25 protein-coding genes are annotated in these 25,705 nt (G+C 71.3%); 10 read left to right on the forward strand and 15 right to left on the reverse strand.

The genetic code is table 11. From position 1 onward, the window contains the following. Nucleotides 1–76 precede the first annotated feature (76 nt). Nucleotides 77–1,762 carry an FAD-binding dehydrogenase gene (locus A3CQ_RS0108545; protein WP_026205463.1) on the reverse strand — a complete coding sequence of 562 codons (1,686 nt, stop codon included), beginning with the start codon at nt 1,760–1,762 and terminating at the stop codon, nt 77–79. Between the two features lie 49 nt (nt 1,763–1,811). Here A3CQ_RS0108545 and A3CQ_RS0108550 point away from each other — a divergent pair, with 49 nt between their 5' ends. Then, complete coding sequence (locus A3CQ_RS0108550; protein WP_020510513.1) at nt 1,812–2,408, forward strand: TetR/AcrR family transcriptional regulator; 597 nt, start codon at nt 1,812–1,814, stop codon at nt 2,406–2,408. Nucleotides 2,409–2,421: 13 nt separating this feature from the next. Here A3CQ_RS0108550 and A3CQ_RS0108555 read toward each other — a convergent pair whose 3' ends face one another. After that, complete coding sequence (locus A3CQ_RS0108555; RefSeq protein WP_020510514.1) at nt 2,422–2,784, reverse strand: group I truncated hemoglobin; 363 nt, start codon at nt 2,782–2,784, stop codon at nt 2,422–2,424. 97 nt (nt 2,785–2,881) lie between these two features. Continuing rightward, a complete protein-coding gene (locus tag A3CQ_RS0108560) occupies nt 2,882–3,343 on the reverse strand; it encodes a MarR family winged helix-turn-helix transcriptional regulator (protein ID WP_020510515.1) in 462 nt (153 codons plus the stop codon). 75 nt (nt 3,344–3,418) lie between these two features. Here A3CQ_RS0108560 and A3CQ_RS0108565 point away from each other — a divergent pair, with 75 nt between their 5' ends. Further along, a complete protein-coding gene (locus A3CQ_RS0108565; protein WP_020510516.1) occupies nt 3,419–4,339 on the forward strand; it encodes a quinone oxidoreductase family protein in 921 nt (306 codons plus the stop codon). A gap of 1 nt (nt 4,340) precedes the next feature. Here A3CQ_RS0108565 and A3CQ_RS0108570 read toward each other — a convergent pair whose 3' ends face one another. The 3 genes from A3CQ_RS0108570 to A3CQ_RS0108580 form a co-directional block, all read right to left on the reverse strand. Next, entirely contained in the window at nt 4,341–6,530 is a 2,190-nt protein-coding gene (locus A3CQ_RS0108570) for an RICIN domain-containing protein (RefSeq protein WP_020510517.1), read from the reverse strand. A 14-nt stretch (nt 6,531–6,544) separates the two neighbouring features. Continuing rightward, a complete protein-coding gene (locus A3CQ_RS0108575) occupies nt 6,545–7,606 on the reverse strand; it encodes an alginate lyase family protein (RefSeq protein ID WP_020510518.1) in 1,062 nt (353 codons plus the stop codon). 469 nt (nt 7,607–8,075) lie between these two features. Beyond that, complete coding sequence (locus A3CQ_RS0108580) at nt 8,076–8,585, reverse strand: hypothetical protein (RefSeq protein WP_157295518.1); 510 nt, start codon at nt 8,583–8,585, stop codon at nt 8,076–8,078. Between the two features lie 35 nt (nt 8,586–8,620). Between A3CQ_RS0108580 and A3CQ_RS0108585 the strand changes: the two genes are divergently transcribed. From A3CQ_RS0108585 to A3CQ_RS52010, 3 genes are all read left to right on the forward strand, one after another. Continuing rightward, nucleotides 8,621–8,992 (forward strand): VOC family protein, encoded by a 372-nt coding sequence (locus A3CQ_RS0108585; RefSeq protein ID WP_020510520.1) that lies wholly within the window; start codon nt 8,621–8,623, stop codon nt 8,990–8,992. Between the two features lie 358 nt (nt 8,993–9,350). Further along, nucleotides 9,351–9,911, forward strand: a complete 561-nt coding sequence (locus A3CQ_RS0108590; protein ID WP_020510521.1) for a TetR/AcrR family transcriptional regulator — start codon at nt 9,351–9,353, stop codon at nt 9,909–9,911. Nucleotide 9,912: 1 nt separating this feature from the next. Continuing rightward, nucleotides 9,913–10,602: a lysophospholipid acyltransferase family protein gene (locus A3CQ_RS52010; RefSeq protein WP_342663652.1), complete on the forward strand. Its 690-nt coding sequence runs from the start codon at nt 9,913–9,915 to the stop codon at nt 10,600–10,602. Here A3CQ_RS52010 and A3CQ_RS0108600 read toward each other — a convergent pair. Further along, on the reverse strand, nt 10,591–11,532 hold the full coding sequence (locus A3CQ_RS0108600) for a DUF4037 domain-containing protein (RefSeq protein WP_020510522.1): 942 nt from the start codon (nt 11,530–11,532) through the stop codon (nt 10,591–10,593). The genes A3CQ_RS52010 and A3CQ_RS0108600 overlap by 12 nt on opposite strands. A gap of 122 nt (nt 11,533–11,654) precedes the next feature. Between A3CQ_RS0108600 and A3CQ_RS52015 the strand changes: the two genes are divergently transcribed. Beyond that, nucleotides 11,655–12,596 carry an SGNH/GDSL hydrolase family protein gene (locus A3CQ_RS52015; RefSeq protein WP_051115186.1) on the forward strand — a complete coding sequence of 314 codons (942 nt, stop codon included), beginning with the start codon at nt 11,655–11,657 and terminating at the stop codon, nt 12,594–12,596. On the opposite strand, the gene A3CQ_RS0108610 is transcribed toward A3CQ_RS52015, so the two are convergent. Then, nucleotides 12,593–13,120 (reverse strand): EXLDI protein, encoded by a 528-nt coding sequence (locus tag A3CQ_RS0108610; protein ID WP_020510523.1) that lies wholly within the window; start codon nt 13,118–13,120, stop codon nt 12,593–12,595. The genes A3CQ_RS52015 and A3CQ_RS0108610 overlap by 4 nt on opposite strands. A gap of 25 nt (nt 13,121–13,145) precedes the next feature. Next, nucleotides 13,146–14,345 carry an APC family permease gene (locus tag A3CQ_RS0108615; protein WP_020510524.1) on the reverse strand — a complete coding sequence of 400 codons (1,200 nt, stop codon included), beginning with the start codon at nt 14,343–14,345 and terminating at the stop codon, nt 13,146–13,148. 40 nt (nt 14,346–14,385) lie between these two features. On the opposite strand from A3CQ_RS0108615, the gene A3CQ_RS0108620 reads away from it, so the two are divergent. The 3 genes from A3CQ_RS0108620 to A3CQ_RS0108630 are packed head-to-tail and all read left to right on the forward strand — an operon-like array spanning nt 14,386 to nt 19,236. Next, entirely contained in the window at nt 14,386–15,828 is a 1,443-nt protein-coding gene (locus A3CQ_RS0108620) for a hypothetical protein (RefSeq protein WP_020510525.1), read from the forward strand. 58 nt (nt 15,829–15,886) lie between these two features. Continuing rightward, nucleotides 15,887–16,666, forward strand: coding sequence for an FAD binding domain-containing protein (locus tag A3CQ_RS0108625; RefSeq protein WP_020510526.1), 780 nt, complete (start codon nt 15,887–15,889; stop codon nt 16,664–16,666). Beyond that, entirely contained in the window at nt 16,663–19,236 is a 2,574-nt protein-coding gene (locus A3CQ_RS0108630; RefSeq protein ID WP_020510527.1) for a molybdopterin-dependent oxidoreductase, read from the forward strand. Before A3CQ_RS0108625 ends, A3CQ_RS0108630 begins: the two co-directional genes overlap by 4 nt. Before the next feature lie 118 nt (nt 19,237–19,354). Here the strand turns inward: A3CQ_RS0108630 and A3CQ_RS0108640 are convergent, their stop codons facing one another. Both A3CQ_RS0108640 and A3CQ_RS0108645 read right to left on the reverse strand, forming a co-directional pair. Next, the gene (locus A3CQ_RS0108640; protein ID WP_020510529.1) at nt 19,355–20,161 is read right to left on the reverse strand and encodes a TRADD-N-associated membrane domain-containing protein; all 807 of its coding nucleotides are present in this window, start codon (nt 20,159–20,161) and stop codon (nt 19,355–19,357) included. A gap of 394 nt (nt 20,162–20,555) precedes the next feature. Then, nucleotides 20,556–21,203 (reverse strand): class I SAM-dependent methyltransferase, encoded by a 648-nt coding sequence (locus A3CQ_RS0108645; protein ID WP_020510530.1) that lies wholly within the window; start codon nt 21,201–21,203, stop codon nt 20,556–20,558. A gap of 60 nt (nt 21,204–21,263) precedes the next feature. On the opposite strand from A3CQ_RS0108645, the gene A3CQ_RS0108650 reads away from it, so the two are divergent. Further along, the gene (locus A3CQ_RS0108650) at nt 21,264–21,635 is read left to right on the forward strand and encodes a hypothetical protein (protein WP_020510531.1); all 372 of its coding nucleotides are present in this window, start codon (nt 21,264–21,266) and stop codon (nt 21,633–21,635) included. Nucleotides 21,636–21,648: 13 nt separating this feature from the next. Here A3CQ_RS0108650 and A3CQ_RS0108655 read toward each other — a convergent pair whose 3' ends face one another. Genes A3CQ_RS0108655 through A3CQ_RS0108670 form a run of 4 tightly spaced genes read right to left on the reverse strand, consistent with a single transcriptional unit; the run spans nt 21,649 to nt 25,704 of the window. Further along, a complete protein-coding gene (locus A3CQ_RS0108655; protein WP_040431884.1) occupies nt 21,649–22,368 on the reverse strand; it encodes an SGNH/GDSL hydrolase family protein in 720 nt (239 codons plus the stop codon). Further along, nucleotides 22,365–23,327 (reverse strand): alpha/beta hydrolase, encoded by a 963-nt coding sequence (locus A3CQ_RS0108660; protein WP_020510533.1) that lies wholly within the window; start codon nt 23,325–23,327, stop codon nt 22,365–22,367. The genes A3CQ_RS0108655 and A3CQ_RS0108660 overlap by 4 nt, the downstream gene beginning before the upstream one ends. Beyond that, nucleotides 23,324–23,986: a hypothetical protein gene (locus tag A3CQ_RS0108665; protein ID WP_020510534.1), complete on the reverse strand. Its 663-nt coding sequence runs from the start codon at nt 23,984–23,986 to the stop codon at nt 23,324–23,326. Before A3CQ_RS0108665 ends, A3CQ_RS0108660 begins: the two co-directional genes overlap by 4 nt. Then, a complete protein-coding gene (locus A3CQ_RS0108670; RefSeq protein WP_020510535.1) occupies nt 23,983–25,704 on the reverse strand; it encodes a phosphatidylglycerol lysyltransferase domain-containing protein in 1,722 nt (573 codons plus the stop codon). Before A3CQ_RS0108670 ends, A3CQ_RS0108665 begins: the two co-directional genes overlap by 4 nt. Between the last annotated feature and the right edge of the window lies 1 nt (nt 25,705).

The following is a 25,705-nucleotide window of genomic DNA, read 5'->3' on the forward strand; positions in this document are numbered from 1 at the left end:
CGACCACTCGGCGAGCGCCCGGCTGACGGCGCGGCCGCCACCGGGGCCCAGCGAGCGATCGACCGCCGACTCGCCGCTACAGCGACTTCGCGAGCGCCTGCCCCGCCGCACGGCCGCTGAACATGCAGCCGCCCAGGAACGTGCCCTCGAGCGCGTTGTACCCGTGTACGCCCCCGCCCCCGAACCCGGCCACCTCGCCGGCGGCGTACAGGCCGGGGAAGACCTCCCCGCTCGGGGTCAGGACGCGGGACTGCAGGTCGGTCTGGATGCCGCCCAGCGACTTGCGGGTCAGGATGTGCAGTTTCACGCCGATCAGCGGGCCGGCCGCCGGGTCCAGGATGCGGTGCGGCGAGACGGTGCGGCCCAGGCGGTCGCCCCGGTAGCGGCGGGAGTTGTGGATGCCCTGGATCTGCGAGTCCTTGCTGTACGGGTTGCGGATCTGGCGGTCGCGGGCCTCGATCTGGGTGCGGATGCGGGCGGCGTCCAGCAGCGGCTCGGCGGTCAGCTTGTTCATGCCGGCGATCAGCTCGTCGAGGCCGTCGGCCACCACGAAGTCGGCGCCGTGGCGCTTGAACGCCTCGACCGGGGCGGGCGCGGACCGGCCGAGGATGCGCTCGCGCACGAAGGCGCGACGGTCCTTGGCCGTGATGTCCGGGTTCTGCTCGGAGCCCGACAGCGCGAACTCCTTGCGGATGATCTTCTGCGTCAGGATGAACCAGGAGTGGTCGTGCTCGGCGATGTCGGGAGTCGTGCGCAGGTGACGCAGCGTGCTCAGCGTGTCGTAACCGGGCAGGCACGGGTCGGGCAGCCGGCGGCCGAGCGCGTCGAACCACATCGACGACGGCGCGGGCAGGATGCGGATGCCGTGGCCGGGCCAGATCGGGTCCCAGTTGCGGATGCCCTCGGTGTAGTGCCACATGCGGTCGCGGTTGACCAGGCGGGCGCCGGCGTCACCCGCGATGTCGAGCATGCGGCCGTCGACGTACTCCGGCACGCCGGTGACCATGCTCCGCGGCGGCTCGCCGAGGCGTGACGGCCAGTGACGACGTACGAGATCATGGTTTCCGCCGATGCCACCCGTGGTGAGCACGACCGCCTGCGCGGTGAGCTCGAAATCCGCGATCTCCTCCCGGTTGGACGGGACGCCGCGCGCGCCGGCATCCGCGGCGAGGACCTTTCCGCGTACGCCCGAAACAGCCGACGCCGAAACGACAAGCTCATCCACCCGGTGGCGGTGATGGAACGTGACGAGGCCGGCCTCGGCGGCCCGCTTGACGGAGGCGACGAAGGGCGCGACCACGCCGGTGCCGGTCCCCCAGGTGACGTGGAAACGCGGCACCGAGTTGCCGTGGCCGTCGGCGCGCAGCGAGCCACGCTCGGCCCAGCCCACGGTCGGCAGCCAGCTCATCCCCAGCGCCGAGAGCCAGGCTCGCTTCTCCCCGGCCGCCCACTCGACGTAGGCGCGGGCCCACTTCACGGCCCACTCGTCCTCGTTCGACGAGCCCGACGGGCCGAGCCGGTCGAACTGCGCGCTCCCCTGCCAGTCCTGCCAGGCGAGGTCGAACGAGTCGCGGACGCCGAGTCGCCGCTGCTCGGGGGTGTCGACGAGGAACAGCCCGCCGAACGACCAGAACGCCTGCCCACCGAGGTTGGCCGCGCTCTCCTGATCGACGAGCGCGACCCGCTTGCCGGCCGCGACGAGCTCATGGGTGGCGGCGAGTCCGGCCAGGCCGGCGCCGACGACGATCACGTCCGCATTCACGATTCAGAAATGTATCGGATACGCCGACGTATTGGGTAGGGTTCGTCGCGTGCGGGTCACGAAACGGCGGGCGGAGACGCGGGCCCGGCTGCTGGAGGCCGCGTTCCGGGTGTTCGCGGCGAAGGGCTTCGGCCCGGCCCGCATCGACGACGTCTGCGAGGCCGCCGGCTACACCCGCGGCGCCTTCTACTCCAACTTCACCACGCTCGACGAGCTCTTCTTCGCCCTTTACGACGAGCGGGCCGCCCTCATCGCCGCGCAGGTCGCCGCGGCACTCACCGCCGACGAGTCGGCCCCCATCGAGCCGTCGATCCACACCGTCATCGCCCGCACCGCCGCGACGCTCCTGCTCGACCGCGACTGGCTTCTGGTCAAGACCGATTTCCTTCTGTACGCGTCCCGGCACCCCGAAGTGGCGACACGCCTCGCCACCCACCGGGCCGAGTTACGCTCCGCGATCGAGGCCCGCCTGCACGCCGTCGAGGGGCGCCTGACCCTCCCGGCCGGCGTGGCGGACATCCCGGCGGCCGCCCGGGCGGTGGTCGCGGCCTACGACGGCGTGACTGTCCAGCTCCTGCTGGACGGCGATCTCCCCGCTGCCCGCGTGTGGCTGACCCAGCTCCTGACGGCCCTGCTCATCCGCTGAACCGCTGGGACCGCTACGCGGCGATGTCGTCGGCCGTGGCGGCCAGCACTGCGCGCACCGCGTCGAGGATCTCGTCGTCGGCGCCGAGACCGGCCAGCACCCCGACCAGGTAGGCGCCCACGAGGTCGTAGTGCTCCCGCGTGATGTCCAGGCCCGCGTGGGCCAGGCGCAGCGCCCGGCCGGAGTAGCCCTCGGGACCTCCGAGGACCTGACTCAACAGCGCGATCATGTGCAACTTCAGCTGCGCGATGTCGACGCCGTCGAAGTAGGGCGACAGGCGGTCGTCGGCGAGGACCACCCGGTAGAGGCGGTCCACGGCCTCGGTCACGGCCGGCTCGGCGCCGATGCGGGCGTAGAAGCTGACGTTGGTGTCCATTGTGGCCTCCCGGCCACAACGTAGCGGACCACGCCCGGCGACGTGGTCCCGCCGGGGTGTCCGAATCGACACAAGGCGATGTATGCCGGCCGCCCGATCACTCGTGGGAGGGCACCAGGGTGTCGAAGAGATCCACGCCGTTCGCCCGTGCGTGCGCCACCAGCAGGCCGCTGACCAGCGACGACAGGCTCTTCCGGTCGGCGTCGGGCAGCAGGGCCAGGATCTCGGTCACGTCGGCCTCGAAGCGCGCCGCCACCTCCGCGGCCAGCGTGCGGCCCTGCTCGGTGAGGCCGACCAGCACCGAGCGCCGGTCGGCGGCGGACGGGATGCGGGTGACCAGGCCCCGGCGCTCGGCCCGGTCGACCAGACCGGAGACACTCGACTTGTCGAGGCCGAGCAGCTTGGCCAGCTCGAGCATGGTGGGGCGCCGATCGCGCAGCACCCCCAGCAGCCGGGTCTGAACGATCGAGAGGTCGTGCTCGGCCGCGCGGCGCTCGAGCCGTCCCAGGACGAGGAACGACAGCTGAGCAAGGCCGTCGACGATGCTGAGAGAAGCCATGCGGGCATCCTACTTGATTTAGTACGTGCCACCAACTAGATTGGTTTGTGCCACGAACTAACTAGGGAGGATGTCATGGAGCAGATGAACGCCGCGGTGGTCACCTCGTTCGACGAGCCGCCGCACTACCGGAGCTTCGAGGTTCCACCGGCCCACGACGGCGAGATCACGGTCGACGTGGTCGCGGTCGGGCTGCACCCGCGCACCCGCAGCGGCGCCGCCGGCCGCCACTACACGAGCACCGGCCGGCTCCCGATGATCCCGGGCATCGACGGGGTGGGCCGGCGCGCCGACGGCAAGCTGGTCTACTTCGTGGCCGACGACGACGTGATCGGCACGATGGCCGAGAAGGCCGTGGTCGACCCGCGCCGCACGGTCGAGCTGCCCGACGGCGCCGGCCCGGCCCGGATAGCCGCCGCCATGAATCCGGCGATGTCCTCCTGGGTGGCGCTGCGCCGCCGGGTGCCGATCCAGCCCGGGCAGACCGTGCTGATCCTCGGCGCGGCGGGCAACGCGGGCGCGATGGCCGTGCAGGTCGCCAAGCTGCTCGGCGCCGGCCGGGTGATCGGGGCCGCCCGGGACGTGACCCGGGCCCGGGGCGACGAGGTCGTCTCGCTCGACGAGGTGGGCAAGGCCGCCGACGCCGACATCGTTCTCGACTACCTGTGGGGCCGGCCGGCGCAGGAGGCGATCGTCGCGATGCTGACCAACCGGTCCGACCGCGGCCGCCTGCTCGACTGGGTGCAGATCGGCTCGGTGGCCGGCCCGACGATCGAGCTGCCGTCGGTGGCACTGCGTTCGGCGAATTTCCGCCTGCAGGGCAACGGGCAGGGCGCGGTCTCTCCCCGGGGGTACCTGGCCGAGCTGCCGGCCCTGATCGACGAGATCGAGGCCGGCCGCATCCGGGTCATGCCCCGGCCCGTGCCGCTGCGGGACGTGGAGCAGGCGTGGGCTCGCCCGGACCAGCCGGGCGAGCGCACCGTATTGATTCCGTGATTTATGGACCGCTGACGATGCTGGTCACCTGGTGGCCGCTGTTCACCGCCGCGCCCGTGTTGTTGATGACGTGGCTGATCGTGCCGGTGCCGCCGAGCGAGACCGTCACCAGGTCGTGGAACTTGACCCCCGACACGGCCGGCACCTCGAAGGCGTGGGCGTTCACCACAGACGAGTTGACGTTGAAGAAGCAGTAGCTGCCCAGCCCCCACGCCTCGTGCGAGGTCACCGAGTCCGCCACCTTGTACGCCGCCCAGCCCTGGGTCGACCCGTTCATGTAGGCCGCCTGGTTCGGCGGGTCGTACGGCATCTCGTTCTGATAGAAGTAGGTCCGGCCGCCGTTGCCGTTCCAGATCGTCTGGTACTGCTGGTAGTGCTCGACGAACAGGCCGTAGAACGTCACGTTCTGCCCGTTGACGATCAGGCCGTTGCGGGCGGTGTTGGTCGTCCATCCCACGGTGCCGCCGTTGCCGTGGTCGGCCCGCCAGATCCAGGCGTGGTCGCCGATGACGTTGTTGCTGTTGATCTCGACGCTGACGGTGGCCTTGCCGGCGATCGAGCCGCCGATGCGGACGAAGACGTCGGAGAGCACGGTCGGGTTGGCCGCGTGCGACGCCGACGAGCCGGCCGGGCCGACCTGCAGCAGAATGTTCGAGTTGGTGGTGCCGGCGTCGAGGAGCAGACCGGCCACCCGTACGCCGTCGACGTCGGCGACGTGCATGGCGTCGACGCCGCCGTCCGGCACGAACGTGGCGAGGCCGAGACCGAGAATGACCGTGCTCGCCCGGTTCACGTTCAGTGTCTGGTTGAGGTGGTAGACACCGGGCGTGACGAGCAGGTTCTTACCGGCCGCGAGGGCCGCGTTGATCGTGGACGCGGTGTCGCCGGACTTGACGACGTAGAACGTGCTGATCGGCAGCGAGGTGCCGGCCGGGTTGCCCGCCGACCAGGTGGTGCCGCTCGCGTTGGACCGCAGGGCGGGGACGAAGACCTGGTACGCGCCGGCGCTGTCGACGTACAGGTAAGGCTTCTCGGCGATCACCGGCGCCGAGCCGACGGTCGTGAACGGCGGCGACGGGAAGCTCTGCGCGGGCGCGCCCGGGCTGCCCACGAAGACCTGGTTCCAGTTCGAGCCGCTCCAGCTGCCCATCTGCGAGTTGCGGGTGAGGAACTGCTGCTGCGACCCGGACTGGATCTGGTTGTCGATCTTGGAATCGGCGATGAAGCCGCCGGACGACCAGCCGCCGTCCGAGAGCGCCAGGCTGCCGCGTACGTGCATGCGGCGGTAGGGCGCGGCCTGCGACACGGCCCACCGGTCGAGCCCGTCACCCGGGGTGACCGACAGGCCCTCGGCCGAGCGCCAGAAGTTCTGCGTGGCGTTCTGCGATCCGTCCGGCCACCAGTCGGCCTCGACGTGCACGTGACCGTTGATGTTCACCTGGTCCGGGGTGAGCCCGAGGCCGGCGACCTGGGTGAAGAAGCCGACGTTGGCGTCGACGTTGTAGCTGCCCGGCTTGAACAGCAGGGCGTACCGCGCGTTGCCGAACTGGTTGCTGACCTGGGAGTTGAAGACGCTGGTCAGCTTGTTCTGGATCGTCGACGCCGACATCGACGGGTCGAAGATACTGACGTTCGGCCCCAGGTCCGGATTTGTCGGGTTGGTTGGCACGGTGCTCGGCGGGGTTGTCGGCGTCGTGGGCGTCGTAGTGCCTCCCGAGTAGGTCCACTTCTGGTTGGCACTGCCGGCGCAGTCCCAGATCTGCAGCTTGGCCCCGTCGGCGGCGTTGTTGTCCTTGATGTCGAGGCACTTGCCGGAGGCGTTGTTGACCAGGTCCTTCGACGCGTTCAGCGTCCATTTCTGGGTGGCGACCGTGTCGAAGCAGTCCCACAGATGCACCACGGCGCCGTTGGCGGTGGAATTGTTCGCGACGTCGAGGCATTTTCCGCGGCCCTGCACCGAACCGTTGTCGGCGAACGTCCACACCTGGTTGGCGTTGCCGGACGTGCAGGACCACATCTGCGGCTGATTGCCGTTGGCGGTAGAACCGTTGGTGACGTCGAGGCATTTTCCGTTCAGCGACGACACGAGCGTGCCGGAGGTGGCCGCGAAGGCGTTCGTGATGCCGACGACGCCGAGTGCGCCGATCACCACCGCCATCACCGCGCCGGCCAGAAGTTTGCGTCTTGCCATGTCATGAGCTCCGATCAGGCCGGGTTGTTGGCGTGGGTGAGGGTCTCCCAGGCGACGAAGAGGTTGTTCGTCCCCTGCGGCCGGTGCGACTCCGTGTACTGCTGCGAGTTGGTCATCGCGATGCCGAGCCGGTTGTGCAGCGCGTTGAACGCGACCTCGGTGATCGGGCCGAGCCCCTTCGTCACGGCGCCGCCGCAGATGTTCGATGGCACCGCCGTACCGTTTTCAAATTTGGTGTGGAAGCCGAGCGCCTGCCGCATCCGCTCCTGCAGCGACGGCCACAGGTCCTCGCCCTGGATCCGGGTGGTCTCCGCGACGTGGCTGATCGCCGAGATCCCGTACCCCGTGTGCGTGAAGTCGCGGCACGTCTCCTGCGACAGCCCGTCGACGAACGTGCTCTGCCCCTGCCAGTAGCTGATCAGCTCGCTGGGCGTGTCGACGCTGCCGACCGGCGGATACTTCGGCTGCGCGCCGTCGGCCGTGATGTAGATGTAGGCCGCCGCCCGCGCCTTGAACCGCGTGATCGCCCGGTCGTAACTGGCCTTGTCGTCGAGGAACACGGAAATCCCGACCGCCGCCTCCATCATCGACAGCTCCCAGTTGCCGTTGCTGGAGCTCCCGACGATCACCACCGGCAGGTACACGGTGCGCAGCATGGTCGCGAACCGAGCCTGGTTCGGCCAGCTCGAGTAGGTGTACTTGATGATCTCCGCAGCCCGCGGCCAGACCGATCCGGCCCATCCGGTCTGCAGCGGGGCGTTGCTGTTGGTGTGCGACTTGATCGTCGCCGACCACGCGTCCATGAGAGCGATGGACTTCTGCGCGTAGGCCGAGTTCCCGGTGATGTACCAGGCCAGCGCGTCGGTGTACGCGGCTATCGCGTCCTCACGCTCGTCGGTGCAGCCGTAGTTCGGGTTCGAGTAGGAGCCGCACTCCACGGTCGCCCGCGGCTTGGGGGTGCGCGCGAGCGAGGCGTACGAGCTGGCCATCATCTGGTTGTAGGCCGCCAGCCACGGCTGAGCGCCGCCGTTGACCTTGCCTTTGACGAAGTCGAGCTGGGCACGGCTGACCAGCACGCCCGGATGGCTGAAAGTGATCGGAGCGGCATCGGCGGCCGCGAGCCGGACGCCAAAGGCGCCTAACCCCGCGACCAAGGCCGTGAAAGCCGCTAATAGGGCGCGTCTGCGCATGGGGGATCTCCCGGAACTGGGGATGGGGAAACCGGAAAGTCCCTTAACAGTTCCCGCCCGGCAACCAGCCGGTCAACCCGAAATCGACCGACTTAAGTTTCTCTTAAAGGTTCCGGAACAGGAGAGCGCTCTCCACCCGGTACCGCTCCCGCAACCGGTTCCACCCAGAATCAAAAGCCGCATATCGTACGCCCCGACGGCTCCCCCACCCGCAGACCACCAGTCCCGCCTTCCGCGCACCCTCGGCGCCGCCCTCGGCCACGGCCGGAACGCGGCCCGGCCGGGAGCGAGCCGGCCGGGCGTCCCGTGGTAGCGCCATCTCAATGGAGTCGGCAGTCGAGCACGGCCGGCAGCGTCAACCGACCGGACGCAGCCCACGCCGAAGAGAGTCGGCCATCTCGTCTCGCCGGCGAAGGGCCGCACGCCAGCCGACCACCTGATGGATGACCCGCTCCCGACCGGGGGTGGTGGCCTCGACGGTCCAGGGCCGGCGGAAGAGCACCCGCGCCACGATCGACGCGGCCAGCAGGATCAGGACGATCGCCAGGTCGAGAACCAGCAGGAGCAACGGGAGAAGGACCCACCAGAAGAGGGCCACCGCCGCCACGAAGGCAATGAAGATCAGAGCGATGACGGCTATCTCGTCACCCAGGCTGTGGCCGCCACCCCCACCACCACCTCCCCCGCCGGACTCGGCGACCTTGGCACCGAAGTTGACGGATTCCCCCGCCGCCTCCGCCGCCTTCCCGGTGCGCTTGGCCCGCCAGCCGCCGAAGCGTCGCGCCAGTGCCCGCCAGCGCGGGGCCCACACCACCCGCACCCTCCACTCGGCGCCTTCGAGGTCGGTGACGGCCACTGTTCGCACCCCCACAAAGTATCGAGTGGAGGCCATGATGAATCATGCCTATCGGCCGCCTGCACCACGTGATATTCGACTGCCCCGACCCGGTCGCGCTGGCCTCCTTCTATTCCGCGCTGCTCGGGTTGCCGATCACCTACCGCGAGGACGACTTCGCCGTGGTCTCCGTCAACGACCGGACGTCCGGGATCGCCTTCCAGCTGGCGCCGGACCATCGAGCTCCCACCTGGCCCGACCCGGCGATACCGCAGCAGATTCACCTCGACGTCATGGTCGACGACCAGGCGACCGCGCACGACCAGGTAATCGCCCTGGGCGCCACACCGCTGGCCGGCGACCACGTCTACGCCGACCCGGCCGGCCACCCCTTCTGCCTGATCCGCCGCCCCCACTGGGCACCACCCGTCAACTGACGTCGCCCCGGAGCCGCCGGAGCTCGTCGGCGATCTCGCCGGGGAGCGAGTGCATGCCGTCCGACCGGCCCGCGAAACGGGCGAGAACGGCGACGTGACCGGCGCCCGGATCACCTCGGCCGGGAAGGTGGCCCGGCCGCTCGCCGAGACCGGCCGAGGGTCTTGGCCGTGTCGTTCAGCGTTTCGGGCGGATCGTGGGATAGCGCTCGGGCGCGTAGCGCGGCGCTGCCGGGCTCGGCGCGGGGGCCCGCGCCACCCGCGATGGCTCTCCCGGCGTCGGCGATTCGCTAGTCATGACGCCGGCTTACTCGGAGCAAGCGCAGTAGACAGTGTCTACGCCCTCTGGTAGACACTGTCCATGCAGTCGGGGGATCTTGAGGGGCGGCTCGTCGCGGCCGGGGTGGCGTTGCTGGCCGAGGGCGGTAGTGACGCGCTTTCGTTGCGCGAGATCGCTCGGCGGGCCGGGGTTTCGCACGGGGCGCCGCGGCGGTACTTCCCTACGCATCAGGCGTTGCTGGCGGCCATCGCCCGGGAGGGGTACCGGGAGCTGGGGCGGCTGGTCGCCGAGAAGATCGGGGAGCACGGGACCGAGCCCCGGGAGGCGTTGCTGGCGCTGGGGCGGCGGTACGTCGCGTTCGCGCGGGACGAGCCGGGGATGTTCGCGTTGATGTTCCGGCACGATCTGCTGCGGGGGAACAACATCGGGCTCCGGGAGGAGAGCACGCCCCTGTTCGGCGTACTCGTGGAACTGCTGAATCGGGCCCGCCTGGCGCAACCCACCGAAAAGGCGGCGGCCCTCTGGGCCGCGCTGCACGGGATCGCCCAGCTGTGGCACTGGGGCACGCTGCAGGTGGTGACCGGGCTCGACACCCCGGAACCCCTGCTGGTGGCGGCCGTCGGCGCTCACCTGGGGAGCTGAGATGCTGAGCGCGGCGCTGCGGTCGATCCTGCTTCCGCTTTCGCGGGTCGCGTTCCGGCCGGAGGTGCACGGGGCCGGGAACGTGCCGCGGACCGGAGCCGTCATTCTCGCGGCCAATCATCTGTCGTTCGTGGACAGCTTCCTCATTCCGCTGATGACGCCCCGCCGGGTCTCCTTCCTCGCCAAGCAGGAGTACTTCCGCAGTGGCGGCGGGCCCAAGCAGTTCGCGACCCGCACGTTTCTGAACGGGATAGATGCGATTCCCGTGCCGCGCGGCGGCTATCGGGCGGCGCAGGAGTCGCTCGAGGCCGCTCTTCGCGTGCTCGAGTCCGGAGGGGCGTTCGGCATTCACCCGGAGGGAAGCCGGTCGCGGGACGGGCGGCTCTATCGCGGCCGGACCGGCGTGGCCTGGCTGGCGATCGCGTCGGGAGCGCCGGTCGTGCCGGTGGCGCTGCGCGGACCGAGCGGATCCAGCCGGTCGGGGCCCGGGCGCCACGGCCGGGAAAGGTGGTCGTGCGATTCGGGGAGCCGATGCGGTTCGCGCAGCCCGCGGACGGGCGTCCGGGACCGGCTCGGCGGGCCGCCACCGACACGATCATGGCGGCCATCGCGGAGCTGTCCGGCCAGCCGGTGGCGGACCAATACAACGAACTATCAGCGGGTACGGCGATCTGACGGTCTAAAGGCCTAACATCGCGGCCGCCGCCCGCCGCCGGGTCACGTCGCCGAGGATGTCCGTCGAGTCGACGGCCTGGTCGATGGTGCCGGGCAGCCGGGGTATCGAACCGTGACGCAGGCCCACCCGGTCGAGAACGCCGCGCAGGACCGGGTCGGTGATCTCGGCGGCCAGCGCGACGGTGTACCGGTCGGCGTTCAGCACGCGGATGTCGCGGGTGTAGTACTGCCGCGGGGACGGGTCGAGCGGCGGGCAGAGGCCCAGCTCGTTCGTGGCCCGGGCGAGCAGGCTTCCGGCCGTACACGTGAATTGCTCTCGATCTTGCCAGGTCTCGGCCGCGAGGGCCGCGGCGAGCGGTGGGTGCAGCTCGGTGGCGATCTCCAGCTCGCCGAACGAACGGACCAACCATTTCCCGTACGGGGCCCAGCACCGCGACACGAGGAAGGCGAGACGCACCAGTTCGCGGACGAGCCGGCCGGCCACGATGCGGGAGCCGAGATCGTCGCCGGTCGAGCCGGTGCGGGCCACGAACGCCTCCTCCTGGCCGACCTTGAGCCAGGCCGCGGCCAGCGCGTACCGCCAGACGTCATCCGGATACCACGCCAGCGCGGCGCGACGACGTGCCAGCTCGCCGGCCGGATCGTGGAAGACGGCGCCACGGGTGAGGCTGGCCAGGATCTGGGTGGGCGTGAGCAGCCAGTCCGCGACGGTCACACCGTCATCGGGGTCGAAGCCCAGCCAGGCGGCGAAGAACTCCCCCACGGTCTCGCCGCCGGCGCGGAAGATCTGCACCCGCTCGCCGAAGTCGTGGTCGGGCGAGACCTCGTCGTCGTAGCCGAGCACCTCGGAACCGGGCCCGAGCAGGGCCGCCGCGTGCGGCACCCCGGCCAGCGAGGGCGCCACCTGGGACGCGTAGTAGCGGCGGGAGATCTCGATGCCGTTCATGGTCCTCATCAGTAGCAGACCGGACGGCGGGTGCGACTTCGGTTGCGAACCGGGGTGAAGTGTCAGAACCCCTAACACGCTGACCGATATGTCAGGCCGACGTCCCCCTAGGCGGAAGGTCCATGATGAGCATCTCGTTCGGCAGGCGGCTCGCCGCGGCCCTGGCCACCGCGTCCCTCGTGCTGATGGGACCGGCGGGGGCAGCGCGGGCGGAGGCCCGGCCGGTGCTCGAGCAGGACTGGCGGGTGCGGGTGATGCCGCTCGGCGACTCGATCACCTGGGGCGTCGGCTCGTCCAGCGAGGACTCGTACCGCAGCGCGCTGTACTGGCGGCTCGCGGCGGCCGGGGTGAACGCCGACTTCGTGGGCTCGCAGCGGTCGGGCGACTCACCGGACCCGGACAACGAGGGCCACAAGGGCTGGACGATCGCGCAGCTCGCCGACCACGTCGACGAGTGGCTGTGGACGTACGAGCCGGATGTGATCCTGCTGCACATCGGCACCAACGACATGGTGCGCGGGGTGCAGGACGCGCCGCGGCAGCTGGACGCGCTGCTCGACAAGATCGCGGAGGACCTGCCGACGGCGCAGGTGTTCGTCGCGAAGATCGTCGGGCTCGGGGACTACTCGGACACGCCGGCGCAGCGGTTCCGGACCGTCGAGTACAACGCGGCGATCCCGGCGATCGTGGCGTCGAAGGGTCCGAACTTCCACCTGGTCGACCAGAGCAATGTGCACGGCATCGACATGTTCAACCGGGAGCACCCCAACGATTACGGCTACCGCAAGATGGCCTGGAATTGGTACTCGGCCCTGAGCACGGTGCTCGACAACGGCGGCGGCGCGTGGCCGTCGGCGGGCAACCCGTACCGGGCCGGCTACGGTTACCGCTGCCTCCAGCGGTCGACGCTGGGCCGCGCCGCGCAGGGCTGCCACACCTGGTACCAGCGGCGGCCCGGGGTCTGGCAGCTGCCGTTCGCGCAGAAGGTGCGATACCGCGTGAAGGTCGGCGGCAAGGTCGTCACCCGGGTGCGCATCGTGACCCGCTGGCTGACCGCCGCCTAGATGTCGAGGTCTTCGATGGGGGGCTGGGCCAGGGTGCCGGCGATCAGCTCGTACAGCTCCGGGGGGATGCTCTCGCGCAGCTTGTCGGCCGTGTCGTAGACCTCGAGGAAGCGCTCGCCGCTGTTGCTCCCCCAGGTCTGGTTGGAGCTGAACGAGTTGAGGAAGTTGCGCCAGGCGCTGTCGGCCGGGCCGTCGCCGGCCGTGTGCACGTAGTCGGGCGAGCGCTCGGTGTGCACCACGAACCGGCCCTTCTGGCTGCGGAACACCCGGTAGGTCTCGACCGTGCGGGAGGTGGAGCGGCTCCACTCGCCGAGCAGCACGCCGGTGAAGCGCACCCGGCGCCCGGGGCCGGGGCCGACCGGGACGGTGATCTCCTGGTAGCCCTCGCGGCGGCCCTCCTCGGCCTCGACGTAGCGCTTGAGGGCGGAGGTGATGGTGGCCGACAAGTTGCCCCCGGAGAGCTCCTGCGCGCGGGAGAACAGTGGGAGATCCTCCTCCGAGACATAGATCGTCTTGTTCGGCATGTGTTTCCCTCGACCGCGCCCTCAGCTACCTACGTACACTATACATATACCACGCCACACCTGCGAGAACCACCACCAACCCGGCCAACGACGAGTGCCAGGGCAGGGTGGCGGCCAGCAGGAGACAGCCGGCCAGACCGGCCACCGGAACGACCTTGGAACGGTCCGGGAGGGTGAACGCGGAGGCGTTGGCGACCGCGTAGTACAGCAGCACGCCGAACGAGGAGAACCCGATCGCGCCGCGCAGGTCGACGGTGGCGACCAGCACCGCGACGAGCAGGCCGACCGCGAGCTCGGCCCGGTGCGGGACGCCGTGCCGGGGGTGGACCGCGGTGAGGGCGCGGGGGAAGAAGCCGTCGCGGGCCATCGCGAAGCCGGTGCGCGAGACCCCGAGGATCAGCGCCAGCAGGGCACCGAGGGCGGCCACGGCGGCGCCGGCCCGGACCGCCGGATCGAGCCAGGCGGGCGCGGCCTCGGCGAGCGGGGCGGTGGTGCCGGCCAGCCCGGCCGGGCCGAGAGCGGCCAGCACGGCGAACGCCACCAGGGCGTAGACGACCAGGACGATCGCGAGGGCGATGGCGATCGCGCGCGGGATCGTGCGGGCCGGGTCGCGCACCTCCTCGCCGAGCGTGGCGATCCGGGCGTACCCGGCGAAGGCGAAGAACAGCAGCCCGGCGGCCTGGAGAATGCCGAGCGGGTGCACCTCGCCGCCGAGCCCGAGGTTCGGGGCGTGCGGGCCGGTCGCGGCGGTCACCACGACGGCGGCCAGCACGATCAGGACGATCGCGACGATCACCCGGCTGGCCTGCACCGAGCGCTGGACGCCGAAGTAGTTGAGGGCGGTCAGCGCCAGCACGGCCGCGACACCGGCCGGGCGCTCGTATCCGGGGGCGGCGTACGCGGCGAAGGTCAGGGCCATCGCGGCGCACGAGGCGGTCTTGCCGACCACGAACGTCCAGCCGGCCAGGTAGCCCCAGAACGGGCCGAGGCGTTCCCGGCCGTACACGTAGGTGCCGCCGCTCTGCGGGTAGATCGCGGCGAGCCGGGCCGACGAGGTCGCGTTGCAGTAGGCGACCACGGCGGCCAGCGCCAGCGCCACCGGGAGCCAGCCCCCGGCCGCGCGGGCCGCCGGGGCGAACGACGCGAACACGCCGGCGCCCAGCATCGCGCCGAGCCCCACCACCACCGCGTCCCGGGTGTCCAGCCGGCGGCTGAGCTCGGTCATTCCGCCTCCCGGCGCCTAGGTCCTCGCCGACGATAGAGGCATGGGCCGGCTGCTGCGCGTCGAGGGGCTGGTGCCGCTGGCCGGGGCGGCCGCGTTCCTGCTGCTGTTCGGCGTGCTCGGCGGCCCCGGCGACCCGGCGCCGCAGGCCCGGTGGGTCGGGCTGGGCGTGCTGCTCGCGCCCGCATTCATGGTGTACGCGCACCGCGGCGCGGCGGCCTGGGCCGGGGTTCTCGCGGCGGTGGTGTGGACGTCGCTGGCGCACTCGGCGGCGGCCGCGCTGGTCTGCTGGGCGTACGCGATCGTGGCGATAGCCCTCACCCGGCGCGACCGGTCCCCGGTGGCCGCGCCGGTCCCCCGGCGGCAACCGCCGGCGCCGAGCGGCCTGCCGATGGTGGCGGTGCCGGCCGAGGTCGCCGGGATCGCCCTGCTCGTGGCCGCGATGGCGGGACTGGTGGCGGTGCTGCTGCGATCGGCGGGAGCGGCCTGGCTCACCGGGGTGATCGCGGTCTTCGGCCTCGGCTGCGCGCTGCTGGCCCGGGTGGTCACGCATCGTGCCCGGCTGCGGCAGCTGTTCGGGACCCAGCAGCCGATGTACGCGGTGCGGGTCGTCGAGCAGACGGGCTATGTCCACGTGCTGCTGCCGTATCCGGGCGGGCTGATCGCCAAGGAGTTCGCGTTCGACGTCGCGCTCTTCAGCGACAAGACGGACGACGAGGAGCCGGTCACCCGCGCCGGAACGCTCTACGGCGAGCCCCGCCCGGGCGGCTGGTGCGCGGTCGAGGTCGACGGCCGTGTGCACGTGCCGGTCGGGCCGGTCGGGCCGGTGATCGAGGTGGCCTACGACGTGGTGCAGGGGCTTCCCCGGGAGATCGAGGACGACGAGGAGCAGCTGGTCGACCCGGCGGCGCTGCGGTCGGAGGATCGCGGGGTGAGCGCGTTCGAGTGCCGCGAGCACCGGATCGCCCCGCAGCGGGCGTGGGCGGCGACTCTGGCCATCGGGCTGGGGGCGGCGCTGGCGGCCGGGGAGCTGGCCACGATCGCGGGCGTGCCACCCGTGATCCTCACGGTGGTCGCCTCGGTGTCGGCGGCCATGGGGTACGAGTTCGGCTGGCGCACCCAGCTCCGGCCGCGACTGCGCTGGCACGCCGGCGGGGTCGCCGCGGTCGGGTTCCGCGGGCCGGACCGGCAGCCCTGGGCCACCGACAGCGCGGTGGTGCACGACGACGCGGGAACGGTGCTGCTGACGGCCGGCGAGTCGGTGCTGACCGTGCCGGTGCCGCCGCCGTGGCCGTCGCCGGACAGCCAGCGGAACGCGGACGAGCTGGTGGCGGCGCTGCGGGACGCGCGGAACCAGTCGTTCGCGATCAGCCCGCTGCCGCCTCCACCGCCGATCGAGGTGCCCCGGCGGCCGCTGGCGCTCTACGCGTCGTGGCTGCTCTCGGTGGCCGTCACCCTGCTGATCCTGCTACCGGCGAAGATCTGAAACGGGGGCGATCCGCTTCTCGCGAAGATCTGAAACAACGGGCGCGTAACGTACGAACGTGGACCTGAACACCGTCGCCGACGTGATCAGCCCGGCCGGGGTGGGCCAGTGGCGGCCGGGCGACGCGTGGCTCGGTGGCGGTACGGCCCTGTTCGCGGAACCGAGGCCGCACCTGACCCGGCTGCTCGATCTCACGGCCGCCGGGTGGCCCGCGCTGACGCTGCGCGAGGACGGGCTCGAGGTGGCCGCGACCTGCACGATCGCCGAGATCGCGGCGTCCGGGTTCGACATCGTGGAGCGGTGCTGCCACGCCTTCCTCGCCTCTTTCAAGATCTGGAACGTGGCGACCGTGGGCGGGAACCTGTGCGCCGCCCTGCCGGCCGGCCCGATGATCGCTCTGGGAGCCGCCCTGGACGGCTCGTGTCTCCTCCTGAGTCCCGATGGATCTCGTACCGTTTTAGTACGAGATTTCGTGACCGGCGAGGGTGAGACGGTTCTGCGGGAGGGCGAGCTGCTGCGGTCCATGCATCTGCCCGCGTCGGCACTGTCGGCAGAGACGGCATATCGCCAGGGCTCCCTGCACGCGCTCGGGCGCTCCGGCGTGCTCGTGATCGGCCGCGTCGCCGATTCCGGGCTGGTCATCACGGTGACCGCGGCCACGAAGCGCCCCTACGTCCTGAGATTTCCGACATATCCTGGGGCCGAGGTCGTGCAGATCGCGCTCACCGAGCGTATTCCCGACGACGCGTACGTCGCCGATGTGCACGGATCGCCGGCGTGGAGGCGGCACCTCACCCGGCTCTACGCCGAGCAGATACGGCAGGAGCTGGACCGGTGAGGATCAACGGCGAGGAGCACGAGCGCCCACCCCGCCCCGGCCAGTGCCTGCGGACCTACCTGCGCGAGGAGGGCTGCTTCGGGGTCAAGAAGGGCTGCGACACCGGCGACTGCGGCGCGTGCACGGTGCATGTCGACGACGTACCGGTGCATTCTTGTGTCTATCCCGCCTTCCGGGCGGAACGACGCAGCGTGACCACCATCGAAGGTCTCGCCGGACCGGAGGGCCTGCATCCCGCCCAGCGGGCGTTCTTCGACGCGCAGGGCTTCCAGTGCGGGTTCTGCACGGCCGGGCTGATCATGACGACGGCCGCGCTCACCGAGGACCAGCGCGCCGATCTTCCCCGTGCCTTCAAAGGCAACCTCTGCCGGTGTACGGGATACCGCGCGATCGCCGACGCCGTGGCGGGCGTGGTCAACGCGGCCACGCCGGCGCCCGGGAGCGCGGTCGGCTCAAGCCTCGGCGCGCCGGCCGGGCCGCAGGTGGTGACCGGACAGGCGCGGTACACGTTCGACCTGGACGTTCCCGGGGTTCTGCACATGAAGGTGCTGCGGTCGCCGCACGCGCACGCCCGGATCGCGGCGATCTCGGTGGAGGCGGCGCTGGCGGTGCCCGGCGTCGAGGCGGTCTTCACCCACGCCGACGCTCCCACCAAGCTGTTCTCGACCGCGCAGCACGAGAACGTCGCCGAGGATCCGGCCGACACCCGCGTACTGGATGATGTGGTTCGTTTCGCGGGCCAGCGGGTCGCGGCGGTGGTGGCCACCTCGGAGGCGGCGGCCGAGGCGGGGTGCCGGGCGATCACGGTCGAGTACGAGCTGCTGCCGGCCGTGCTCGACCCGTTCACGGCCATGCGTCCGGGGGCGCCGCTGGTGCACTCCCCGCTGCCCAACGTCGTCGGCGAGCTGAAGGCGGAGCTCGGGGACGTGGAGGCCGGGTTCGCCGAGGCCGACGCGGTCTACGAGGAGACGTTCTCGTCGGGGCGGGTGCAGCACGCGAGCCTCGAGACGCACGGCGCGGCCGGCTGGCTCGACGACGCCGGGCGGCTGGTGATCCGGTCGAGCACCCAGACGCCGTTCCTCACCCGGCGAGCGGTGGCGTCGCTGTTCGATCTGCCGCCCGAGCGGGTGCGGGTGCTGACCGGAAGGGTCGGCGGTGGCTTCGGCGGCAAGCAGGAGATGCTGGTCGAGGACCTGGTGGCGCTGGCCGTGCTGCGGCTGGGGCGGCCGGTCAAACTCGAGTACACGCGGGCCGAGCAGTTCACCTCGGCGACGACCCGGCACCCGTTCACGGTCACGCTGAAGGCCGGGGCCCGGCAGGACGGCACTCTCACCGCGCTACGGCTGCGGGTGGTCGCGGACACCGGGGCGTACGGAAATCATGGTCCTTCGGTGATGTATCACGGCTGCCACGAGTCCCTCGCGGTCTACCGCTGCCCGAACAAGGCGACCGAGGCGTACTCCGTCTACACGAACAGCGTGCCGTCCGGGGCGTTCCGCGGGTACGGGCTCGGGCAGGTGACCTTCGCGGTGGAGTCGGTTCTGGACGAACTGGCCGCCCAGCTCGGGCTCGACCCCATAACCATGCGAGAGACCAATATCGTACGGCCCGGAGAGCCCCTGCTCTCGCCCGGCGACCACGTGGACGACCTGTCGATCGCCAGCTACGGCCTGGACCAGTGTCTGGGCTTCATCCGTGACGCCGCCGCCTCGCCGGTCGCCGGTCCCGAGGGCTGGCTCGTCGGCGAGGGCATGGCGATCGCGATGATCGCGGCCGGACCGCCCGGCGGGCACATCGCGGACGCCACGGCGACCGTGCTGCCCGGGGGCCGCTACGAGATCGCGGTCGGCACGGCGGAGTTCGGGAACGGCAGCACGACGGTCCACGCCCAGATCGCGGCCGACGCCCTGAACACGACCCCCGACCGCATCTGCGTCCGGCAGTCGGACACCGATGTGGTGCCGCACGACACCGGCGCGTTCGCCTCCACCGGCGTGGTCGTCGCCGGCCGCGCGGTGCTCGACGCCGCCACCGCCCTGCGGAAGAAGATCCTGGCCGCGGGAGACTCCGTTACCGGGCTGAGCGCCACCGGCCACTTCGACGGCACGCCGCGGTCGGTGGCCTTCAACGCCCAATGGTTCCGCGTGGCCGTCGACCCGGAGACCGGCGAGATCCGCATCCTGCGCAGCGTGCACAGCGCCGACGCCGGCACCGTGATGAACCCGCTGCAATGCCGGGGCCAGATCGAGGGCGGCGTAGCCCAGGCCCTCGGTGCGACCATGGCCGAACACGTCGACATCTCCCCCACCGGCCAGGTGACCACCACCAGCTTCCGCCAGTACCACCTGCCGACCTTCGCCGACGTCCCCCGCACCGAGGTCCACTTCGCCGACACCACCGACGCGATCGGCCCGCTCGGCGCCAAGTCGATGAGCGAGAGCCCCTTCAACCCGGTAGCCCCGGCCATGGCCAACGCCCTCCGCGACGCCACCGGCGTCCGCTTCAACGCCCTGCCGTTCACCCGCGACCGCGTCTGGGAGGGCCTGCAGAGAGCCCATCGCTCCCCCTGATCACCCCATCACGCCGCTCAGGCTCCCCACCGCCACGGACACCAGGCCGGCAGCGGCTGCGATCGCCGCCGCGCGGGTCCCGCCCCCATCGACCCGGAACACCCGTCCGACGGCACGATCAGGTCCCGCTGACCGCTTCGGTGCCGAGGAAGGGCTTGCGCGGTTCGGCGTCGTGGAACTGGTGCTTGGGATCCACCAGCTGGAGCAGGTGGTTCTGGGCGTCGTGACCGGCCCGCATGGTGGCGTGGATGAGTTCCTTGTCCAGGCGCGTGGGCTCGCGGCCCAGCTCGGAGGCGCGCTCGCCCAGCCACTCGGCGTGCAGCAGATAACAATGCACCAGCGGCTGGCCGTAGTAGTAGCTCATCTGACGTGAGGTCGCCCGGAACATCCGCATGAAGGTGACGCTGATGAAGCCGAACAGCGCGGTGCCGGCGGCAGTGAGGCCGCCGACCCAGACCTGGGCCGTGCCGGCGGTCAGAAGCATGGCGGTGCCGGTGAGCAGGACCAGCAGCGCGGCGCCGGCCGAGACGGCGCAGAGCAGGTAGGCCGCCTTCGCCTGCATGAGCGCCACGTTGATGAACCGGTCCATGAGCCGGAAGTTGAACGAGATCAGGCCGCCGAGCGCCTCGTCGATGACCTTCCCCGACGCGTTCTCGATCGACTTGAACTCCTTCTCGCTCTGCTCCTGCCGGTGTTCGTGAAACCGGCGCATCCCGATCGCGGCGAACGGCATCGCGACGGCGAGGATGACCAGCCCGCCGGCGAGGAGAAAGAGCACCGTGCCCGGAAGCGTCCTGGGCGGGTGCGCGTCGACATAGGACGCGAGCCAGATCAGAACCCCGGCGCCCAGACCGGACACGAGAGCGATCGCACTCCCGTACGCAATCATGGTGGTGGTCTTCGTCCGGTTTTGCTCCTCAGCCATCCGCGAATAGTCCCATTGATCAACTTCCATTGACCATCGCACACCCGGACGAATCGGTCAGCTGATCATCCAGCCCATTCCGCGGTCACCGCGAGCCGATCTCATGGAGTGGCCAGCCCTCAGCTACAGGTCAGTGGTCCTGGTCCGGACAACTTTGCTCTGCGCACCTATACGCGCGACCTCCTTGCTCTGCTCACCTATACGCACGGCGCGACCCCCTGTGGGCGCCCGGGTAAGCAGAGCAGGGCGTCCCGGTGCGCAGAGCAGGGCGTCCCGGTAAGCAGAGCAGGGCGTCCCGGTAAGCAGAGCGGGGCGTCCTGGTGCGCAGAGCGGGGCGTCCCGGTGCGCAGAGCAAAGTGTTGCGGCTGGTGCGGTGGGCGGGTGAAGGTGGCGGCTAGGGCTTGCGGGCCAGCAGGTGGACCGACTCGAACTGGCGGCGGTCGGTGGGTTCGGGCTGGCGGATCATGCGGGCTACCTCGGTCAGGCCGGCGTCGCGCAGGAGGGTGGCCAGGTGGTCGGGCCACCAGCGGTAGGCGGGGGCGACGGTGTGGTCGAAGACCTGCGTGGGGTGGGACGGGTTCTCGGTTGCGGAGAAGCAGAGTAGGAGGTGGCCGCCGGGGGCCAGCACGCGGTGGAACTCGGCCAGGATGGTGGGGACCACCGGGGGCGGGGTGTGGATGATGGACCAGCGGGAGAGTGCGCCGGCCAGTGTGCCGTCGGCGATGGTCAGCGCGGTCATCGTGCCTACGTCGAACCGCAGGTCCGGATAGGCCTCGCGCGCCAGCTCGATCATCGCGGGAGAGACGTCGAGGCCGAACGCCGGCAGCCCCAGCTCGGCCAGGTAGGCGGTGACATGGCCGGGCCCGCACCCGAGGTCCGCGACCCGGCCGCCGCCACCAGCGATGACTACCGCGGCGAAGGCATCCAGCATCGCGCGGTCCAGCGGACTGTCCTGCAGCGAGTCGCGGAACATCTGGGCGTAGGTGAGGGCCATCGCGTCGTACGCGTCGCGGGTGACGCCGAGGACATCGTGTTCGACCATGATCGCGACAGTAGCGGCTTGCCTCAGGAACGCGGGGCGGGGCCGTGGAGTCGAACCGCCATGCGCGTTCTCCGTGCGGTGGTCGCCGTCCTGCTCGTGTCCGGCTGCTCAGCCGGGCGTGCCTGCCCGATGCATGTCGCGGTGAGCGAGATCCACATCGACGCGACCGCCTATGCGACCGCCCATCCGGACGCCGCCGAGGTGTGCGTTGGCCACGGGCGTTGTCAGCCGATCGACCGGGTGTTTCTCCCGGTGGACGGCCCGGGCACGACTCGGCTCGATCTCGCCGTCACGACCGCCGGCGGCACGGTCCTGCTCGAGGCGACGCCGTCGGTCCAGGTCCGTCACGTCAAGACGGTTCGCGGCTGCTCGAACGCCACCGACACGGCGACGGTGACGATCGCCGCCGACGGCTCCATCACGTCCCGCTGACGGAACGGGCCGACTAACGCGGCGAGGCCGGTGGCGGTGGTGATGCGGGCAGGGGTGGGAGCAGGGCGGCTATCGCGGCGTGGCCGGCGGCGTTGGGGTGGTCGCCGTCGGGGGCCAGCAGGCCGGTGGGGTCGTGGGTGCCGTCCTGGCCGTGGAAGGCGGGGAGCGTGGAGATGTAGGTGGCCTCGGGCGAGGTCTTGGCGGCGGCCTCGAGGGCATTGTTGACCAGGGTGGTGGCCTCGGCGGCGTCGCGGACGCCGTCGGGGCCGTAGGTGTCGGCGCCGACCTGGCCGTCCTCGACCACGTTCCAGTAGCCGAGGACGATCACCGGGACCGGCCGGATCTGCTCGATGGCGGCGATGGTGGCGGTGACGTCGGACTGCACGCCGGCGGCCGCGGCCGTGTACGAGGTGTTGTCGTCGATCGTGTCGGCCACGTCGTTGGCGCCGGTCATGATGACCACCTCGGCGGCCGTGGCGAGGACGTCGCTCTCGGCGGGGATCTCGGCGCGCACGTCGGCGGCGGTGGAGCCGCTCTCCGCGAGGTTGACGTCGACCGCGTGCTGGTCCCGGGCGTACAGCGTGGGGAATGGGTCGCAACCGCAAGCGGCGCCGGCCGGGACCGAATCGCCGAGGGTGACCACCGTGGGCATAAGAGGGTCGCCGGCGGCCACGCGCGGGGAGCTGCACGCTGTCAGCAGGAGGAGGGACAGCAGGACGGCGGCGCGCCTCACGGGAGAGGCCTGGCCAGGTGCGCGGAGAGCCAGTCGAACGACGGCGGTTCCATCTGGATCCAGACCGCGTCGCTGTGACCGCCGTGGGCCACGACCGCCGTGGTCATCGAGAGCGGGGCGTGCGCGGCGGCGGCCAGGCGGCGGGAGTCGCGGGCGGACTCCCGGTCGTCGGCGGCCCAGCCCAGCCACAGGGCGATCGGGGGCTGTGGCAGGTGGTGCAGGCGCCAGCCGGGGTTGTTCGTGGTCTTCTCCGATCCGTCGCCGACGGTGATGCCGGGCGAAGAATATCCGGACATGCTGGCAGCGGCGGCGTACTCGGCGGGATGGCGCAGCGAGAGGTTGATGGCGCAGAACGCGCCGGCCGAGTACCCGGTCAGGCCCCAGGCCGGGCGATCAGCGCGGACGCGGTAGTGGGCGCGGGCGAAGGCGGGCACGTCGACGGTCAGGAAAGTCTCAGCCTGGGCGCCGCCGCGCAGGTTCGTGCATTCGGTGTCGAGCAGGTGCTGCGGGGTCTGATAGGGGAACAGCACGACCGTGGGGGCCATGCGGCCGGCGGCGATCTCCTGATCCAGCGACGACTGGACGTGCAGCCGGGTCAGCCACGTCTTCGGCGAGCCGGGGTAACCGTGCAGCGCCTCGATCACCGGGAAGCGGTGATGGCCGGTGCGGTAGGCGGCGGGCAGGTAGACGTACATCTGCAGGGTGAGCCGGCTCGCACGGCCCGGCACCGTCACGGTGAGCATCTGGCTGCCGGTGGCGGCGGCCGCGGCGCGCGCGGGCACGCCGGCCGTCGGGTAGGCCTCGGTCAGCGTGTTGAGCTCGATCGCCGCGGCCGCGACCACGCTGAGCACGCAGGACAGGATCAGGCCGGAACGGCCGATCACGCGCAGCCGGTTCCAGGCGGCGCCGAGCAGCACGGCGGTCAGCAGCACGGCGACCAGTGCGAGGGCGAGAGTCATGACGTGGGCAACCTCAGCGGGGCGGCGAGGGCGGGCGGCAGGTCGCCGATCGGGCGGTCGCGCTGGGCCAGTCCGGCGGGCGCGCCGGCCGCGAACGCCGCGCCGAGCGCGCGGCCGCCGAGGACGTCCCAGCCGACGGCGGAGACGCGCAGGTCGTGCCGCAGGTCGGACGGGAGGGTGCGGAGAAGTTCGGCGGCGGTGGTGCGGGCGGTGGGCGTGATCGTCACGGTCACGGCATTGTCCGTACGCGGCGCCCGCGTACCCAGCGCCAGCACGACCGGGAACTCCACCCGCGGCCGGTCGCGGTAGTCGGCGGGCAGCGTCACCAGCGGTGGCCCGGCCAGGTGCCAGGCGGCCAGGCCGGGCGGACGCCAGCGGAACGGTCCGGGCGGCAGGTGCTCGTCGAGCAGGCCGGCGTGCACCTGCTCGGTGACCGAGGTCGTGCCGGTGTCGCCGGCCAGCGCCTGCCAGGACGGGTAGAACTGCTGGCTGCGGTTGACCTCGAGCCCGATGGTGAAGACCACGAGGGCCTCGAGCAGCAGCACTCCCCCGACGCGCGCGGCGATCCAGGCGCGCCGCCACAGCCAGACGAGCAGCGCGGCCGTGGCGACCGTGAGCAACCCCGAGAGCGACAGCAAGGGCAGGCCGGTGAGGCTCATGCCAGAACCTCGGTGGCGTCGGCGGCCGGGGCGCGGCGGAGGCTGGGCAAGCGGGGCGTGGGGAGGAAGGCCTCGGCGGTCAGCGCGGCGACCGCGATCCGGGGCAGGTCGCGCGCGGTCGGGAAGCAGAGGTAGCGCGGCGCCCACGACGGCTGGTACTTCGCGTTCGAGCGGTAGAGCGACTCGATCTGCCACAGCTTCGAGGCGAGCAGGAGCAGCCGGTGCCACAGCCGCAGGACCGGTCCGGCGCCGAGCTCGTCCGCGCGCGCGAAGACCGAGCGCAGCACCGCGAAATTCAGCGACACCCGGCGTACGCCCAAATGGTTTGCTTGTTCCAGGACGGCACTGACCATTAGTTCGGTCAGTCCATTGTCGGCGGTGCGGTCGCCGCGCATGAGGTCGAGCGAGAGCCCGTCGGCGCCCCACGGCACGAACTGCAGCAGGCCGCGCAGCACGCCCTGCTCGTCGTGGCAGAGCACGAGCAGGCAGTCGGCGTCGCGCGGGTCGCCGAACCGGGACAGCGCCATCGAGAAGCCACGCTCGACCGGCCCATCGCGGAACAGCTCGGCGGCGCGGACCGCGGCGGCCAGCTCGGTCTCGGTGAGGTCCCGCTGCCGGACGACGCGGCAGGTGTAGCCGGCCCGCCGCATCCGGTTGACCGCCTGCCGCACGCCGCGCATCGGCCGGCCGTTCAGGGAGAACGCCGCGGTGTCCACGATCGCCTCGTCACCAAGTTCCACAACATCAAGACCCCATTTGCGGTACGCCCTCCCGGCCGCGTTGCCGCAGCCCAGGACCGCGGGAGTCCAGCCGTGCCGGTCGGCGTCGGCGAGCCAGGCGCCGATGGCCTCGGGCCAGGCCGACTCCGGCCCGATCGGGTCGCCGGCCGCCAGGCTCACGCCGTTGACGACCCGGTAGGCGACCACGGCGGCCCGGTTCGGGGCCCAGATCAGCGCCTTGTCCGTGCGCAGCGCGAAATAGCCGAGCGAGTCGGCTCCCCCGTACCGCTGAAGGAGCTCGCGCAGGCGCGCCTCGCCGTCACCGTCGCGCTGCGGCCGGCGCGAGCCGGGCCGCAGCAGGATCACCAGGGCCACCCCGGCGGCGAGAAGACCGCACGCGCCGGTGGTGTAGGCGACCGCGTCGGCGCCCAACCGATATCGAAACTCCACCGGACCATCGAGGCCGATCAATCCGAGGGCGGATTCCTTGGCCCAGTCGATCACCCCGGGGGTGCCGTCGAGGCGGTTGGCGCGGACCGCGATCTCGACGAAGCCGAGGACGAAACCGGCCGTCGCGAAGCCGGCCAGCGCGGTGAGCGCGCGCCAGCGGTGGGCCGGATCGGCGATCGTGGTGAACCGGTCCTGGGTGGCCAGCAGCATGATCAGCAGGATCGCGGCCACCCCGGCGGCGCCCAGGTCGAAGCCCTTGACCAGGTGCAGCGCGATCGAGGCGGCGGTCAGGCCGACCGCGACCTGCCAGGCCCGGCGCTTGCCCCGGCGCAGGCCGGCGCCGAGGTAGACCAGCAGCATGCCGACCACGACGGTGGCGGCGTGGGCGGAGAGGACGCCGGCGGCCGGGACGAAATCCATGACCGCTTCCATGCGGCCGCGCGGGTGGGGCACGACCACGGTGAGGATGTCGAACAGGCCGGCCACCTGGACCAGCCTTGCGATCGTCCGCCGCGAGAAGGGCGGGTGTGCCGACCGGGGTTGGATCATC

The organism is Paractinoplanes globisporus DSM 43857 (genome assembly GCF_000379645.1).
In the GTDB taxonomy this organism is placed as follows: domain Bacteria; phylum Actinomycetota; class Actinomycetes; order Mycobacteriales; family Micromonosporaceae; genus Actinoplanes; species Actinoplanes globisporus.